Source organism: Cohaesibacter gelatinilyticus, from assembly GCF_900215605.1.
GTDB lineage: Bacteria > Pseudomonadota > Alphaproteobacteria > Rhizobiales > Cohaesibacteraceae > Cohaesibacter > Cohaesibacter gelatinilyticus.
This window is the reverse complement of the sequence record NZ_OBEL01000004.1, coordinates 64,781-80,617: the sequence shown is the minus strand read 5'-3', so window position 1 is coordinate 80,617 and position 15,837 is coordinate 64,781. Positions and strand designations below refer to the sequence as shown.

Annotated in this window: 15 protein-coding genes; 8 read left to right on the top strand and 7 right to left on the bottom strand. The window is 48.8% G+C overall.

The window, feature by feature from the left end:
- Nucleotides 1-2 precede the first annotated feature (2 nt).
- The 7 genes from CRO57_RS16355 to CRO57_RS16325 all read left to right on the top strand — a co-directional run bounded on the left by CRO57_RS16355 (nucleotide 3) and on the right by CRO57_RS16325 (nucleotide 6,421).
- Nucleotides 3-791, top strand: a complete 789-nt coding sequence (locus CRO57_RS16355; protein ID WP_097154564.1) for an ABC transporter permease — start codon at nucleotides 3-5, stop codon at nucleotides 789-791.
- A complete protein-coding gene (locus CRO57_RS16350; protein ID WP_097154826.1) occupies nucleotides 788-1,825 on the top strand; it encodes an ABC transporter ATP-binding protein in 1,038 nt (345 codons plus the stop codon). Before CRO57_RS16355 ends, CRO57_RS16350 begins: the two co-directional genes overlap by 4 nt.
- A 43-nt stretch (nucleotides 1,826-1,868) precedes the next feature.
- Entirely contained in the window at nucleotides 1,869-2,672 is an 804-nt protein-coding gene (locus CRO57_RS16345; protein ID WP_097154563.1) for a phosphodiesterase, read from the top strand.
- A gap of 322 nt (nucleotides 2,673-2,994) precedes the next feature.
- The gene (locus CRO57_RS16340; protein ID WP_097154562.1) at nucleotides 2,995-3,666 is read left to right on the top strand and encodes a GntR family transcriptional regulator; all 672 of its coding nucleotides are present in this window, start codon (nucleotides 2,995-2,997) and stop codon (nucleotides 3,664-3,666) included.
- 92 nt (nucleotides 3,667-3,758) lie between these two features.
- Nucleotides 3,759-4,436: a GntR family transcriptional regulator gene (locus CRO57_RS16335; RefSeq protein ID WP_097154561.1), complete on the top strand. Its 678-nt coding sequence runs from the start codon at nucleotides 3,759-3,761 to the stop codon at nucleotides 4,434-4,436.
- A gap of 92 nt (nucleotides 4,437-4,528) precedes the next feature.
- Nucleotides 4,529-5,314 carry a glycosyltransferase family 2 protein gene (locus tag CRO57_RS16330; protein WP_097154560.1) on the top strand — a complete coding sequence of 262 codons (786 nt, stop codon included), beginning with the start codon at nucleotides 4,529-4,531 and terminating at the stop codon, nucleotides 5,312-5,314.
- Nucleotides 5,315-5,347: 33 nt separating this feature from the next.
- Nucleotides 5,348-6,421, top strand: coding sequence for a glycosyltransferase (locus CRO57_RS16325; protein ID WP_097154559.1), 1,074 nt, complete (start codon nucleotides 5,348-5,350; stop codon nucleotides 6,419-6,421).
- Between the two features lie 46 nt (nucleotides 6,422-6,467).
- On the opposite strand, the gene CRO57_RS16320 is transcribed toward CRO57_RS16325, so the two are convergent.
- The 5 genes from CRO57_RS16320 to CRO57_RS16300 form a co-directional block, all read right to left on the bottom strand.
- The gene (locus tag CRO57_RS16320) at nucleotides 6,468-7,637 is read right to left on the bottom strand and encodes a DegT/DnrJ/EryC1/StrS family aminotransferase (protein ID WP_097154558.1); all 1,170 of its coding nucleotides are present in this window, start codon (nucleotides 7,635-7,637) and stop codon (nucleotides 6,468-6,470) included.
- The gene (locus tag CRO57_RS16315) at nucleotides 7,634-8,569 is read right to left on the bottom strand and encodes a GDP-L-fucose synthase family protein (RefSeq protein WP_097154557.1); all 936 of its coding nucleotides are present in this window, start codon (nucleotides 8,567-8,569) and stop codon (nucleotides 7,634-7,636) included. Before CRO57_RS16315 ends, CRO57_RS16320 begins: the two co-directional genes overlap by 4 nt.
- A gap of 15 nt (nucleotides 8,570-8,584) precedes the next feature.
- On the bottom strand, nucleotides 8,585-9,709 hold the full coding sequence (gene gmd, locus CRO57_RS16310) for a GDP-mannose 4,6-dehydratase (RefSeq protein ID WP_097154556.1): 1,125 nt from the start codon (nucleotides 9,707-9,709) through the stop codon (nucleotides 8,585-8,587).
- A 63-nt stretch (nucleotides 9,710-9,772) separates the two neighbouring features.
- A complete protein-coding gene (locus CRO57_RS16305) occupies nucleotides 9,773-10,678 on the bottom strand; it encodes an alpha-1,2-fucosyltransferase (RefSeq protein ID WP_170956146.1) in 906 nt (301 codons plus the stop codon).
- The gene (locus CRO57_RS16300) at nucleotides 10,678-11,817 is read right to left on the bottom strand and encodes a glycosyltransferase family 10 domain-containing protein (protein WP_097154555.1); all 1,140 of its coding nucleotides are present in this window, start codon (nucleotides 11,815-11,817) and stop codon (nucleotides 10,678-10,680) included. The genes CRO57_RS16305 and CRO57_RS16300 overlap by 1 nt, the downstream gene beginning before the upstream one ends.
- 263 nt (nucleotides 11,818-12,080) lie before the next feature.
- Between CRO57_RS16300 and CRO57_RS16295 the strand changes: the two genes are divergently transcribed.
- Nucleotides 12,081-13,517, top strand: coding sequence for a mannose-1-phosphate guanylyltransferase/mannose-6-phosphate isomerase (locus tag CRO57_RS16295; protein ID WP_097154554.1), 1,437 nt, complete (start codon nucleotides 12,081-12,083; stop codon nucleotides 13,515-13,517).
- Between the two features lie 111 nt (nucleotides 13,518-13,628).
- Here the strand turns inward: CRO57_RS16295 and CRO57_RS16290 are convergent, their stop codons facing one another.
- Complete coding sequence (locus CRO57_RS16290) at nucleotides 13,629-15,179, bottom strand: TRAP transporter large permease (RefSeq protein ID WP_170956145.1); 1,551 nt, start codon at nucleotides 15,177-15,179, stop codon at nucleotides 13,629-13,631.
- Nucleotides 15,176-15,703 carry a TRAP transporter small permease subunit gene (locus CRO57_RS16285; RefSeq protein ID WP_097154553.1) on the bottom strand — a complete coding sequence of 176 codons (528 nt, stop codon included), beginning with the start codon at nucleotides 15,701-15,703 and terminating at the stop codon, nucleotides 15,176-15,178. Before CRO57_RS16285 ends, CRO57_RS16290 begins: the two co-directional genes overlap by 4 nt.
- Nucleotides 15,704-15,837 lie beyond the last annotated feature (134 nt).

The following is a 15,837-nucleotide window of genomic DNA, read 5'->3' as shown; positions in this document are numbered from 1 at the left end:
TCATGCGTACTCAAATCCGCGCCTTTCAGATTTTCATCACTCTGCTCACCTGTGCATTTTTGCTGGTACCCGCCATTCAGTCCATTCTTGCAGGCCTTACGGTCAATTACTTTCGCGGTCTCTCATCCGGCTTCACATTGAAATGGGTCGACAAGGTCTGGGGGCTATATGCCGATAGCGTTCTGCTGTCTCTGTGGCTGGCACTAACCTGTCTTATAGTGACCCTGATCATTGGCGTCCCGGCAGCCTATGGCCTGGCCCGACATCAAGGCCGTATGGCGCGCCTTTTGGAGGAATTCATCTCCTTGCCGCTTGCCATTCCCGGATTGGCTTTGGCTCTCGCCCTATTGCAACTTTATGGCTCCATGAAGGGGTTTCGTACCAACTGGACATTCATTCTGGTGGGACATGTTCTCTATACCTTACCATTCATGATCCGCTCCGTTCTGGCCGTACTCTCCGCCATGGATCTAAAAAGTCTGGAAGAGGGAGCGGCCAGCCTTGGTGCCTCGCCATGGCAACGCTTTCGCGATGTCATCGTGCCGAATGCCATGCCTGGCATTCTGGCTGGATCACTGACGGTGGTCACGCTTTCAATTGGCGAGTTCAATCTTACCTGGATGTTGCATACACCTTATCTCAAGACCCTGCCGGTTGGATTGGCCGATTCCTACGCATCCATGCGACTTGAAATCGCCTCCGCTTATACCCTGATTTTCTTTGTTCTGATTGTTCCGCTGTTGAGTGCCATGCAATGGGCCTCCAGCCGGGCACAAAGGATTGCATCATGACACTTAAAGTTTCAAATTTCGCCAAAACCTATCCTGATGGCACCAAAGCCCTGCTTCCGACCGAGTTGGAGGTTGAACAGGGAGAAATCCTCTCGCTGCTAGGACCTTCTGGTTGTGGCAAGACAACATTGTTGAGGCTTATTGCGGGTCTGGAAACACCGGACAAGGGAGGTGACATTTTCTTCGACACAGACAATGTCACCGCGCTTCCGGTTGAAAAACGCGCCATCGGCATGGTCTTTCAAAGCTATGCACTCTTTCCCAATATGTCTGTGCGCGGCAATATCGGTTATGGGTTGAAGATGCAGAAGCTATCGACCTCCGAGATTGCAGAACGGGTCGACCATGTTTTGGAACTCTGCCATCTGACACCTTATGCAGACCGTTCCATCAATGCTCTTTCTGGCGGGCAGCGCCAACGTGTCGCCTTGGCCCGCGCCGTGGCCCCGCGCCCTCGTATATTGTTGCTGGATGAGCCACTCTCTGCTCTTGATGCCGCCTTGCGTGATGAACTGCGCGACGAGCTGGCCCTGCTTTTACGTATGTTTGGCATCACCGCCATTTTTGTTACCCATGATCAGGATGAGGCCCTTGCCATTGCCGATCGCGTTGCGGTGATGAAAGACGGCGTCATTGCCCAGGTAGGTAGCCCGGAAATTCTCTATCGCAAGCCATCTTCTGCCTTTGTCGCAGAATTTGTCGGAAATGCCATGCGGCTGGACGGTCATTTTCAAGACAAGAAATTCAAGATGCAAGGTGGGGAAATTGCCCTTCCTGTACAGGCCCAGTCAAAAACATCCTCCACACCGGATCTCTATGTGCGAGCAGAAGATGTGACACTCGATCAAACCGGCAGTTTGGAAGGGACGGTCAACAGCGTCACATTCCTTGGCACTCATTACAAAATCGCTCTCTCAGGCATCATGGAAGACGCACTGTACTGCCTGCATAGCGGCCAAACGGCTCCCGCCATAGGCGAAACAGTCTCACTCTCCATCGATCCATCAGCACTATTGATGCTCGATCCTGCCTAATTCAATACACTTACACTCGAAGCTTCCTGAAGTCTGAATTGCCATGTCAAAAATCCTGCAAATCACCGATACTCATATTGTTCCGCCGAACGATCTGGCCTATGGACGCGTGGATACCACCCACGCACTGGAAGCAACTGTGGAGACGATCAATTCGATATTGGACGCGATCGGACCGGTGGATGCTGTCGCAATCACCGGCGATCTCACCGACTATGGCAGTCGGGAGGATTACGAGCGTTTCAAGGCGATCATGGCTCCACTCCAATTGCCTTATCTCGCCTTACCGGGAAACCATGACAGTCGGGACAATATGCGCTTCGCTTTCGCTGGCGAGAGCTGGATGCCGGCATCCGGTCCCATCTGTTGGCATATGGAATTGGAAAACTTCATTCTCATCGGTCTGGACAGTCTGGTTCAGGGAAAATCCCATGGCGAATTATCCAGGCAGAACCTAAAGTATCTTGAAGATGTGATGGATGTTGCGGACGGGAAACCATTGCTTGTCGGTTTTCATCATCCCCCTGTCACCATCGGATTGCATGTGATGGATCAGAATAATCTCTGGCAAACAGAAGCCCTGACCGAGTTGCTAGAGCGATATGAGGGAGACATTCGGCTGATAACAGGCCATGTGCACCGCTCAAGCACCAGTCTGTTTGCAAACCGTATTTGCCTGACCTGCCCCGGACCATCTCACGCGGTCAGTATGGATTTGCGTGAAGATGCCGCCAATTGTCTGACCAAGGAACCCGGGGCTTTCATGCTGCATGAATGGCGCGATGGTTTCGTCTCTCACGTCATCCCGGTCGGCCGTTTTGATGGCCCACACCCGTTCTATCCATAACGGTGAAGATAAAAATCCAGGCCGTCTATATCTCGTAGGTGGCCATTGAATGTACCAATTTTTGGTATTAACGACCGCCTCAAGTCGGATAAGAGACGAAAACTCATATAAAACAAATCCTGATCAACGTTGACCATCAACATTCCATTCTGTATACAGATATGTATTATACTCTAAGTGCATATCTGTCGTCCTGTATATATTGTCATGCACTGGGGTGACATTCTGTTCTGAAATCTTGTTGTTTGACCCGACAGCTTCCATGACTGACCTCCTGTCTCCGCTCACAAGGAGATGAGGCACAAAGCGTGAGGAATGCAAAATGACTGCGGAAATCAGCAATGTTGAGCGCATATACATACAAGTCCGCAAGATGGCTATCGGATTTGACTTCAAACCCGATGCACCGCTTAACGAAAGCAATCTGGCCCGCAAATTGGGAACGAGCCGGACACCTTTGCGTGAGGCCCTGAACAGATTGGTTGCCGAGGGTTTTCTAGCCTTTAAAAAAGGACAGGGATTTTCCTGCCGCCCGCTGGATCCTCAAAGTGTACTCGATCTTTATGAAACTCGCATGGCGATAGAAAGTGAAGGGGTGAAGTTGGCTGTGCTACGCGCCAGTGACGCAGACTTCCACTCCATCCGGACCTTTATCAAGAAGAGTGAAGAAGCCTATTGCAGCGCCTCCCCGGTGGATATTCTGGTTGCTCTTGATGAGGAATTCCACATGCGCCTTCTGCGCCTTTCCCACAATCAGGAGCTGGAGCGTATTCTCACCAATCTCAATGCCCGACTGCGATATATTCGTTGGATTGATATGGAGGAGAGAAAGCATCTAGCAGGAAGTGATCATCTGAAAATTCTGGAAATACTGGAACAACGCGATGCAAACAGAGCCTATGAGGCAATACGCGAACATATCAAACGACGCAGAGAAGAAGCAGCTGAAGCGGTCCGTCGCGCTTATTCCCGGCTCTATGTCCCAACGATCTGAAATTGATCAAATCACACTCCAGCTCTTTCACAGCCCGTGGTCACATCAACCCTGCAAAGAAACGCGTCACTTGCAATCAGAGGTGTGACAGAATGAATGAGACATCCAATAGCGTTCATGCAATTTATGAAATTGTTCGCAAAAAGGCCACCGATTTCGAATTTCTGCCCGATCAGAAAATCAACGAAAAAGCCCTCGCCAAACAATTGGGTGCCAGCCGCACACCTGTTCGCGAAGCGCTGAACCGTCTGGCCGCGGAAGGCTTCATTCGCTTTGAAGCTGGCAAAGGTTTCTTCTGCCGCTCTCTTGATCCTGACAAGGTTCTCTCCCTCTATGAAGCGCGTGTTGCAGTGGAATGCGAAGCCTTAAGACTTGCCTGCCTACGCGCAACGGATGAGGACATCGCGAAAATTCGCACAATAGTTGTCGACAGTGAACCCGGCTATCAAGCGGATGCCTCTGTTACCGATATGGTCGATCTGGATGAGAGCTTCCACTCCAGTCTTGTTGCCCTTTCGCAAAGTGATGAACTGATGCGTATGATTGCCAATATCAATGCAAGAATGCGGTTTGTGCGCAGCATCGATATGGAAAGCAAACATTTGCGAACCCCAGCAGAACATCTCAAAATTCTGGATACGTTGGCAACCCGCAATATGGATGACACGGTCAGTGCCATTCGCATCCATATCGAGCGTCGAAGCGGAGAAGTCCGAGCAGCCGTAAAACTGGCCTTTTCCGAACTTTACGTACCTGACCAGGCACGCTGATACAACTCAATCTCGCGGTTGATGCAGCTTGCAAAAGCAAGGGCAATACGATATCTCGAATTGGAATTCATCCTCAGTTGCGAGATAGTCTCTTGGATACTCAGCTACCCGTTTCAGCCTTCATAATTGCCAAAGATGAAGAAGATCGGATCCTCAAGGCAATCAATAGCGTCAAAGACTGGGTAGATGAAGTCATTGTTGTCGATTCTGGCTCGACTGATCGCACAGTTGAAATCGCAAAAGGCGCAGGAGCAATCGTATTTTTCAACGAATGGGACGGCTATGGTAATCAGAAGCGCTTTGCAGAGGATCAGTGTCGCAATGACTGGCTTCTGAATATTGATGCTGATGAAGCGGTTACGCCAAAGCTGGCGCAAGAGATGATCTCTCTGTTCACTCCAGCACCTGAGGATGATATTTACAAAGTTTATATCGTCGATGTCTTTCCGCATGAAAAAACGGCCAAGGATTGGGCCTTTGGATATTGGCAATATCGTCTTTATAACAAGGGAAAAGGGCGCTTCTCCGAGTCGCCGGTCCATGACACAGTCAGGCCCAAGGAAGATGTCAAACTGGCCAAACTATCCGGTCGGGTCGATCACTATTCCCAGCGATCCATCCAATTCTCTGTCGAGAAGCTCAATCGCTATTCGGACATGCAGGTCGCAGACATGATTAAACGCGGCAGAAGCGTCTCTTCCTGGCGTCTTCTGACCGAATTCCCTCTCGCCTTTTTCAAAAGCTACTTTGCCCGCAAAGCCTTTCTTTATGGCTGGTGGGGTGTTGTGGTGTCGGTTAACTATGCCTTTTCACGTTTCATACGCATCGCAAAATTCTATCAGCACCAGCTGATCGAGGCTTCCAAAGCCAGAAATTGATAAAAGACAGATTTGATTGGAACCTGCTATACTATGCCCAACCTACCTGAAATTTCCGTTATTCTGCCGATTTATAATGGAGAGCAATATTTGGAAGAGGCTCTCGCTAGTATACTGGAACAAGATTTTAGAAGCTTTGAAGTTCTGGCAATAAACGACGGATCAATCGATGGCACAGGTGCAATTCTTGAACGCATGTCCCGCCAAGACAATCGTATCCGCATATTAAGTCGAGAGAATGCTGGCCTGGTTTCAGCCCTGAACTGGGGGCTGGCAGAGGCAAAAGCTGATATCATTGCTCGAATGGATGCGGATGATATTTCCTATTCAAACCGCTTCTCCATTCAACGGCGCTTTCTGGAAAACAATCCTGATGTGGGACTTGTCTTTACCCAGATGCGGAAAATTGACGATCAGGGTGCACCAGTTCAAAAGGTGACAAATACCCCTCTTTCAGCAGAAGAAATCGCAAAAGCACTTAAAGAAGGCAATTGCTTACCTCATCATCCAACCGTCATGGCGCGCAAGTCCGAAATGCTGGCCGCCGGAGGATATAGAGAAGTCTTCAAAGGCGCTGAAGACCTCGATCTATGGTATCGTATGAGCAAGAAAACCAAACTGGTCGGCCTTTCGGATGTGCTGCTAGATTATCGCCTACATACAGGGCAAGTAACCCAACGCAATCTTGTTCGCCAACGCTTTTCTCAGGATATGATCATACTGATTGCACGCGAAATTGAGGCAGATCGTCCTGATCCCTCTCAATCTTGGACGACACCACCTGAATTTTCCTGGTCTAGCAATTCACCAGAGCTCTCCAATGCACCGAATGACATACTTACGCTATTTCGCACCTATTCCATTATAGATCAAATCCTGAACCAAGAAGCAATTGACGCTCTCCCATCCGACGATCTTTCATTCCTACTTGATATTATGATCCATACAAGATTTTTCAGCAGCGCCAAATCCAGACAGTTGCTGTCACATCATTTGGTGCAGGAAGCAAAGCGAAGAGAGTTGAAAGAGCTGCGCCGAAAAGCAATGGTCTTTGCCTTCAAACTCAACCCATCGCGCGCACTACGCCACAAATTCAAGCCATTTTAGCATCCCAAAGTTTGTCCCGCTCTCGCGTAACCAACAAGATGTCGATTTATCGAATTCGTGACAAAACATCAAAAGCATCAGGAATTGGATAGTGGTGATTTCCGATAAAGAGCCCATTTTGATCGGCATAATCAGCATTATCGAGTGTTTCAAATATCTCAAAATCGAAGTATTTCAGAACATCATTCTTGGCAAAATTTCCAGCAACAATAGGACGGCATTCAAATCCGGCCTCATCCAGCTGACGTACAATATCTTTTCGAGATAGTAACGTATCAGGGCGCAATATCAGTGAAAAACCAAACCAGCTTGACTGACCGATTTCTTGCTGAATTAGAAATAGCGGATGATCAGCAATCTTCTCCTGGAACAGAGCGCCATTTTTACGGCGCCCTTCTATGAGCGCTGGTAATTTCTTCAGCTGCTCGATACCCAGAGCACCCGACATTTCCAATGGTCTGAGATTATAACCGGGTAGAACAAATTTGAAGCTTTCTTCAAATGGATCATCGCTTTTCTCACCCGTAACCTTGTTGAACTTTGGCAGATTGCGCGTCCAACCATGAGCCCTCAAAGCCAACATGATATGATGCAACTCTTCGTCATCGGTGACAACCACTCCACCTTCCATAGTGGAAATATGGTGCGAGAAAAATGATGAAAAAGATCCCATCAAACCAAATGTACCAGCTTGACGCCCTTCGAATGTGGCTCCCATGCTTTCACAATTGTCTTCCAATAATACAATATTTCGACCTTCTATCAGATCGCCAATGGCAGAAAAATCATTTGGGTTTCCCAAGAGATTAACGGCCATTATGGCGCGTGTCTTATCAGAGATCGCCCTGCTCAAGGCGCCAAGGTCGAAATTCAAAGTCTCCAAGGAAACATCTACGAACTTTACCTTCAACCCATATTGGCAGAGTGGAAAATAGCTTGTGCTCCAAGAGACTGCAGGTACGATGATTTCATCACCCCGCTCAAGCTTGATATCCGGATTAGAGCTAAAAAAAAGCGCCGCCACCATTAGAAGATTAGCAGAAGACCCGGAATTTACCATAATCGCGTATCTGCTGCCAAATGCCTTGCTGAACTCTTCCTCGAAGCGCGCAACCTGCGGCCCCATGGAAAACCGGTCCGACTCGATAACATTCTGTAATGCCTGATATTCAGCATCGTCCCATGTGGATGTTGCAAGGGGAAAGCGAACACTCATTTGTTCAGTGTCTCCAAATAGAAATCATAGGTTTTTTGAATGCCATCTTTAAGGCTGGTTTTTGGAGCCCAACCCCATGCAGCCTGTTTGGCATCGGACGCCAGTTTCTGTTTCATGCCAACAGGTTTGGAAAGATCATGACTGAACTCCCCTGTCCAACCAACCACTTCGGCAACAGCAGCATAATAATCGTTTATCGAAAAATCATGCCCGAGTCCGACATTCGTCAGATCTGGCAAAGTATCGAAATTGTTCAGAGCCCTGTACAAGAAGTCTGCCAAATCTCCTGCATACATGAACTCACGTCTGGCGGTACCATCACCCCAGATGTCAACCACTTTGCTACCGTTCAGCTTGGCATGATGCACCTTATGGATGATGGCAGGTATCAGATGCGAGCGCGCAGGATCAAATTTGTCATGCCTACCATAAAGATTACAAGGAATAATGGTTTTGAAGCATGCCTTGCCCCGTTCACGATTCACATATTGGCAAAGCCTTAACGCCATTAGCTTGGCGATCGCATAACCCTCATTGGTTGGCTCCAGTTCTCCGGTAAGGATCATATCCTCAGAGAGTGGATTTAAGGCTGAACGTGGATAGACGCAGGTTGACGCCAGATTGATCAATTGCTCGATGTTCGCCTCATAGGCCGCCATTATCACATTGCGACCAATAACAAGGTTCTTGTCCAGAAATGCAACGGGATTGGCTATATTGGCCTGAATGCCACCAACAAGACCCGCAGAATGAATGATAATGTCCGGGCGGTGGACAGCAAGATAGTCGTGCACCGCCTCTGCATCCAGCAAATCCAGATCACTGTGCGAGGGAGCAAGCAGGTTCCAATCAGACCCGGCCAGCCTTTCCCTGACATTGGAGCCGACCATACCACGGCCGCCAGTTAGCATGATAGTGCGTTGCTTGCTCATTGATCCTCTGCCCTATTAGTCTTGAATTTCGGACGGAACCGGCAAATCAAGCTGATGCTCCTTGAGCAGCACATGACGGCGGGCAGTTTTCAGATCTTCTTCAACCATTTCCCGGCACATATCCTGAGCGGTGATGTCTGGCAACCAGTTCAATTGTTCCTTCGCCTTGGTCGGATCTCCAAGCAAGGTTTCCACCTCCGCCGGACGGAAATAGCGTGGATCGATACGTAGGACAACATCCCCAACAGTCAAGGCTGGAGCTCTATCGGACGTGATTGCTTCTACAATAGCCACTTCATCCAATCCCTGTCCCTCAAATCGCAATTTGATACCCAGGGCCTCGGCACTCCAATAGATGAATTCACGCACCGAGAACTGCTGCCCTGTGGCAATCACATAATCCTCTGGTTTATCCTGCTGCAACATCATCCATTGCATGCGCACATAATCCTTGGCATGACCCCAATCCCGCAAGGCGTCGATATTGCCCATATAGAGGCATTTATCCAGACCTTGGGCGATATTGGACAGCCCACGTGTAATTTTGCGGGTCACAAAGGTTTCACCACGACGCGGACTTTCATGATTGAAGAGAATGCCATTGCAAGCATAGAGCCCATAAGCCTCACGATAATTAACCGTAATCCAATAGGCATACAGCTTTGCCACTGCGTAAGGAGAGCGGGGATGGAAAGGCGTGGTTTCTCTTTGCGGAGTTTCCTGTACCAGACCATATAACTCTGATGTTGAAGCCTGATAGAAGCGTGTCCTGTCGGAAAGACCCAAAAAACGAATGGCTTCCAATAGACGCAAAGTACCGATCGCGTCAACATCCGCGGTATATTCCGGACTTTCAAAACTTACAGCCACATGAGACTGGGCCCCGAGATTGTAAACCTCGTCCGGCTCCACCTCGGCCATGATCCGGGTCAGATTGGATGTATCTGCCAAATCACCGTAATGCAATTTCAGACGGGAGCCCTCAATATGTGGATCCTGAAAGATATGATCAATACGACTGGTGTTAAAATTGGACGCCCGCCGTTTGATACCGTGAACTTCATATCCTTTATCAAGCAGAAACTCGGCGAGATAAGATCCATCCTGCCCTGTGATTCCGGTAATCAGTGCTTTCTTCATACTTTACCTATCTTTGCAAAGGCTCGCATTTCTTCTTCTGTCTGCGCCAATGATCCTGAGGTTTCAGATTACGTTCCAGTCCCCGGGAAACAAATCTGCTGTTGAACGGGTTTGCAGAGCATGAGGGGTAAACCAGGCCTTCGGTGCACAGACATTCTTTTTCGAATGTCTGTTTAGCATGGCTCCCCACCAGCTGAAACTGCTATTCGCAATGATGTTATGGTGACACAAGCTCATCAAGGCCAGATCTTGCTGCTGACTGTTCCCTTCAATGAATAATGTCTTATCCCAATGCGCCAACATTTCCTTTGCCGTCTCGGGAGCATCGGAAAAAACACAATAAAGATCGGGCTGGACCTCTCGATCCAGCAAGGCTCGAGCGCAATCGTAATAGTCTTCTTCCACAATGCCATGAACCGAAAGCGCTGTTGGATCTTTGCTGAAATCGCCACGGCGGATATGGACCGAAACTGTGTTGTTGCATGTTATTGTATCTAGTAGAGCCGGATCACATGTCTGCACAATCGCTTCCAGATTGATGATGTCATTCAGTTCGTGTTTAAAAAGATCAAAATACCGGCAACTCTGCCAATATCCGGACAGCAGAATACCTGTCGGCAAATCTTCAAAGCCTGGCCAATAGTGAAAATGTGGTTCTGACACCGGTTTTAGGGGCCACAGGCTCAAGCGACTTTTGAAATGCTCGCTCAGTCTGCGATCTTTTTTACGCCTTGCGCGCCGCATCAAGTCCGCCGGCAAATCAAGGTAGTTGGGATTGATACCAACGAGCTCCAAACCCGATTGATGAATAACGCCCCCATCCTGTGCACAAAAAAGCGCACAATCACGCTTACGCGCCAATGACAAACCGGCAATATATTGAAACAGGATATTCCCCAGACCGCCTTGCAATTTGGTGACAATGATCTTGTCATAGTCTGGATGCTCAGCCATTGCATAATCACTCATTATTGCGTCTCTGTCAGAGAAAGATAGAGCTTGCGCGCCATTGGGCGCAAAGGCTTTGGAATGGCAAGCAGTTTTTTCCATGCGGGTTTGATGTTCGGGTGAAACGAATATATTTCACTCGGGCGCAAGATACTTGTTTCCTGTTCCTGCTGAAGTTGTTCAATTATCTTACAACAGAGCGGGAACATGTTATATTCAAACATGAGGCGCCTTCTATTCTCAGCCATTGCCGCGCCAGCCAGAGCGGCACGATCCTGTTCGAGAATGTTCAGAACCTGAGCCACAGCCTGTTTGGGCTTGGTGATATCAATACTGGCAAATCCCTGCGGGTCGAAATAGTCGTTCAGATTGGGTGCCCCAGCACTGATTGGGAATACTCCCCCCAGAATGGGATCAGCCAGCTTCTCTGTCCAGCCATCAGTGAGAAGATTATTTTCCAGCACAAGATGATAGCGAAATCCATCGATCGCTTCCTTCTTGTCAGCAATCTGCTCAAAACCCCGACCATAAATTGTCAGACGTTCGCCCAATGCTTCTTTCAATAGACCCAAAAACCGGATACGGCGGCTCTGATTGATGTTCATATTTTTGGTTGAGCAAACGACAGAAATCTCTCCTTTGGCAGTATGGGGCCGATTTGTCCTCAACGCATCCCATTGAAGAGCCTTGCCGGGATTTGAAAAGTCAAGACCATACATCCATGGAAGAGCCGTTTGAGAGAGAATGGTGGTGCCGTGAAAAGATGGGTTGGCATCAATCGCAACAATCGTTCCGAACTGATTCAAAAAATCAGCAGAATAAAATTTGATACTTTGAGGCTCGGTGCGAAACAGGATACGGCGTGATTTCGGGAGATTGGTCTGGCATTCTCGATGAGGTTCATCGAACGCAATCAGCCAGTCTGCGTCATGCCTGCCATTGACAAAATCAAACTGATAGTCATCCCATATGCCATCCCCGGCCGGGGTCTGACGTATGAAGCTCTTTAGATCGTTATTGCTTGTCAGATGTATGATTGTCTTGGTCAAAAGGCTGGATCTCGAATATTTTGCACACATAAAACGACGGACTATATAAACCAGTTTTGCAAGAATAGCTGCAACTATTCTTGCAAAACCAACACTGGATTTAAGAGTCATGAGCGCTTTTCAGTGCTTGCAAAAGATGTCTTGCGTATCAATGTTGACAAGCCGCCCTCATCACCAACGGAGAACAAATTTGGAGAAAATGGTCTTCTGTCTTGTAAAGGGGCGGGTTTTCTGGTGAAAGTTGTGGCCGTATGATTTCTCATCCGACGATCTGAAATATCAGCCAGAGCGTCTTACGACCAATCAGTCAGGCCATCACGATGGGCCATGTGAGAAAGCGACATATGCACATCATGGGATGCTGAGTTATTGTTATGACGGTTGAAAACAAGATTATACCCATCCTTTTGTGTGGTGGATCCGGAACACGCCTCTGGCCACTTTCCCGCAAGAGCTATCCAAAACAATTTGCGAGGCTTATGGGTCAGGAAACGATGTTTCAATCCTCTGCTCAACGCTTATCAGGCGAGCAGTTTGGCAAGCCGGTAATCCTGACAAGTTCCGATTTCAGATTTATAGTGACGGAACAATTATCCGAAATCGGGATTGATCCATCTGCCATCCTGATTGAACCAGAGAGCCGCAACACGGCACCAGCCATTCTGGCGGCTGCCCTCTGGTTGCAAAAAGATGATCCTGAAGCACTGATGCTGATTGCACCAAGCGATCATATCGTTCCAGATGTAGCTGCATTTCACAAAGCCATCTCAGTGAGTATTGAAGCTGCAAATGCCGGACATCTGGTTACGTTCGGCATTACACCCACTTATCCGGAAACCGGATATGGATATCTGGAATTGTCAGAAAAAATTGACAGTGAATACAGCCGTACAATTCCCTTATCAAGATTCATTGAAAAGCCCGATCGACAATCGGCAGACAAGATGCTGGCATCTGGCAATTTTCTCTGGAATGCTGGCATATTCCTGTTCAAGGTGAAAACAATCATCGAGGCATTCCGCACGTCTTGCCCGCAGCTTCTGACCCCTGTAGAGCAATCCATCCAGAACGGAAAACCAGACCTTGGCTTTCTGCGGCTTGATCCGGCAGCCTGGGCGGAAGCTGAAGATATTTCAATTGATTATGCCGTAATGGAAAAAGCAGATAAATTATCTGTTGTTCCTTTCTCTTCTGGCTGGTCCGACCTTGGTGGTTGGGATGCGGTCTGGCGAGAAAGTGAACAAGATGAAAACCGTGTAGCATTGTCTGGAAATACAACGGCCATTGACTGCAAAGATACATTGCTTCGATCGGAAAACGAGGGATTGACCCTAGTGGGGATAGGTCTCGAAAATCTAATAGCTGTTGCTATGCCTGACGCAGTTCTGATTGCGAATAAGGACAAAGCGCAAGATGTTAAAACAGCAGTTAAGACCCTGAAACAGAAAACCATTCGACAAGCAGAAACTTTTCCGGTCGACCATCGTCCTTGGGGCTGGTTTGAGACACTCGTGTTAGCTGATCGATTTCAGGTCAAACGCATCGTGGTAAAACCCGGTGGCTCATTGAGTTTGCAAAGCCATTTTCACCGCTCAGAACACTGGATTGTGGTCGAAGGAACAGCCAAAGTCACGATCGGCCAAAATGAGCAATTGGTGAGTGAAAATCAGTCTGTCTATATTCCGTTGGGCGAAATTCACCGGCTCGAAAATCCAGGGAAAATACCGATGGTCTTGATAGAGATCCAGACCGGCACCTATCTTGGAGAAGACGATATTACTCGTTACAAGGACGTTTATGAAAGAAAATGAAGTGTAACTTCCAGTGATGGAGCACTGCCCGAAGGTCAGAAATCCGTTTACACGATTATTCACAATTCAATCCCGGGTGCAAAATATATCAAAATTCGCACCTGCCCTGCTTTAAAACACTAATTTAGGTAACCAGGTGGCGATTTGGGGGATGAACCAGATCAGGATCACGGCCACAATTTGCAGCAGGATGAAGGGTGCCACGCCTTTATAGATATGCATGGTGGTAACTTCCGGTGGCGCCGCACCTCGCAAGTAAAAGAGCGAAAAGCCAAAGGGTGGTGTCAGGAAGCTTGTTTGCAGATTGATTGCAATCAATACCGCTAACCAGACCGGGTCATGTCCCATGATGATCAGAACCGGTGCGATCAGTGGCAGCAGGATCACCGTGATCTCGACAAAATCCAGAAAGAAGCCAAGGATGAAAATCAGGATCATACAGAAGATCAGCGCGCCAATTGGGCCACCTGGCATAGCCTGAAGAATTTCGGCCACACGATCATCACCTCCCAAGCCAACAAAGACCAGCGAGAAAATCGAAGCCGTCAAGATCGTGGCAAAGATCATTGCCGTGACCGTCATGGTCGACGTCAAAGCAGAAGCCAACACTTCTTTTTTGTAGGATAACAGCAGGGCACGTAGAATAGCCCAGCCCCCAACGAGCGCCAGAGTGACATAAGCACCCCCAAGCATATAGTCTGCGATGGTCACATCGCTGCGCTGAAGACGAACGGGCGCAACACCCGCAGCAATAGCCAAAATCAGCAGTGAGAAAATTCCGCCAAGCATCAGCTTTTTGCTTGCCCCTTGCTTGATACCAGCTAGCAGAATGGCCCCAATAGCACCAACAGAAGCTGCTTCTGTTGGGGTCGCAATACCGCCAAGGATAGCTCCGAGGACAGCAATGATCAGCATGATTGGCGGAGCTATGGCGGCGGCAATCTCGGCCCGGCTCGGAGGGGTTTCCAAGGCTGGAGCTGGCGGCATGTCTTGCGGACGAAAGAAGCCACGAATGAGGATATAGAGAATATAAATCCCGACCAACGTCAGACCCGGCATCAGGGCTCCGGCAAAGATCTGCCCGACCGAGATGGTCTCGATAGTGAATTTACCCTGCTCATATTGCGCCTGCTGATAGGCCGATGACATCACATCTGAGAGAATAATCAGCAAAGTGGATGGAGGAATAATCTGCCCCAAGGTGCCGGAGGTACAGACGATACCGGAAGCAAGGGAGGTGTTATATCCCGTGCGTAACATGGTCGGCAGCGCAATCATGCCCATGGCAATCACTGTTGCGCCGACAATTCCGGTGGAGGCAGCGAGCAAGGCACCAACCAGAACAACGGAAATACCCAATCCACCACGCACCTGATTAAACAGGCGGCCCATGGTATCGAGCAGCTCTTCAGCAATCCGCGAGCGCTCCAGCACCACGCCCATAAGCACGAAAAGCGGAATAGCGATCAAGACATCATTGGTGAGAATGCCAAAGACACGTTGTCCCAAGCCTCCCAACAAGGCGATGTTCATTTCGCCCGCAGCCCAGCCGAGATAGGCAAAGACAACGGCGACGCCTGCAATGGAAAAGGACACAGGAAAGCCGAGCAGAATGCAGCCCATCAAGGCCGCAAACATCAAGAGGTCCAGATATTCAATCATACTGCCGGGCCTTCTTCCGAATGATTGTCAGATACTTTTAACGTGATGAGCTGGCGCAAAAGGCAGGCCAGAGATTGAATGATGAGAAGGATACAAAAGGCCGGGATCAGACTTTTCATCAACCAGAGAGCCGGTATGCCACCCACGGAGAGTGGTCCCTCCCATATGGCCCAGCTGTTGCGGACCGACGGCCAGGACCAGTAAAGCAACGCCGCCATGGAAGGCAACAACAGCAGACTATGGCCAAAAGCGTCAATTCGCGCCTTTCCGGGACGGCCAAGACCGGAATAGAAGATATCCACCCGCACGTGATCATCGATCAGAAGGGTATAACCAGCGCCGAGCATGAAGAGAGCTGAATGCAGATACAAGACACTTTCATTCAGCGCGATGGACGAAAAACCAAAAACATAGCGCAGCAGCACCACACCAAATTGCAGCAGGACCATGGCAAGCGCAAACCAGCGCGCGGTCATTCCGACGCTGCGATTTATCTGGTCGAGATATGAGGCAAATTTTTCCATCACAGCCCTCGGACTAGCTTAGGCCAAGGGCCTATGTGGGGGAGACTTATCAATCTTAGCCTAGATTGGATCACACCGGTGATAAAGACCATCCCGCACAAGATTTGATCCTTGTACGGGATGGCAAATTTTAT